Origin of the sequence: Brevibacillus laterosporus, assembly GCF_030489605.1 — a bacterium.
GTDB lineage: Bacteria > Bacillota > Bacilli > Brevibacillales > Brevibacillaceae > Brevibacillus_B > Brevibacillus_B laterosporus_E.
Genome location: NZ_JAUKFY010000067.1, coordinates 1 through 881 on the forward strand (window position 1 = coordinate 1; position 881 = coordinate 881).

An 881-nucleotide genomic window follows, 5' to 3' on the forward strand; every position below is an offset into this window, starting at 1 on the left:
ATCGGAGATTCGCTTGAAGAACAGTTTAAACGAATAGAGGAATGGGTTGGCACTAATAAGGGCAAAATTGAAAGTTTCTTTGGGTTCTCACGAAAAACGGAGAGAGTAGGCAACGATCCGGAGGGTAAAGAGGTTCTGTCTTGGAAACCACCTAGCTGGCTTAAAGCGGCTGGAGGAATAGCAGCCCTATTTATTGGAGGTAAAGCCCTTGATAGGACTGTCTCGACGTTAAGCAAGCTAAGAGGGGTAATGAGTGCTGTAGGTAGAATCGGAGGCCCTATTAAGTTTTTTGGTGCTTTTATTCGTGGAGAGGTTGAAATGAAAAAGTTTGGTAGGATTTTCAAAAAGACTTTCGCTCTCCTAAAAAAAATACCTGGTGTTTCAGGCATTACGCGTATTGGTACTGCCTTTTTTGCAGTGGGCAAACGGATAATTGGTGTAATGCCAGCTATCACGCGTTTTGGCGGCTTATTTGCGAGAGTGATGGGGGCAAATGCTAGGTTAATAGGGAAAGGCATTATGCAGATCGCTAAACTTGGTGGAAGCTTTGCGTGGTTAGCTGCACGTGCTTTGTGGATGGGCGGACGTGTTGCCTTAGCCTGGGTGATTGGTTTAGGACCAGTCGGGTGGATCATTGCTGGAGCAACAGCGTTAGTGGTGGCTGGTATAGCGGCTTGGAACTCTAACTTTTTAGGATTCCGTGACAAAATGACAGCCCTTTGGAAATACATCAAGGAGAAAGCCTCTGCCGTATGGGATTGGCTGTCAGGCCTTCCTTCTGAAGCAGTACAGTGGGGCGAAAATTTGATGAAAATGTTTGCTGAAGGCATAACAAACGGAATCGCATGGGTAAAGCAATCGGCTGAAGATGCAGCGAGTAC

The 881-nt window shown here is 46.2% G+C and carries 1 pseudogene; it reads left to right on the plus strand.

Annotated features, from left to right (window positions below):
* Positions 1-881 (plus strand): annotated as a pseudogene (locus tag QZ995_RS23675) (phage tail tape measure protein); the annotation flags it as partial.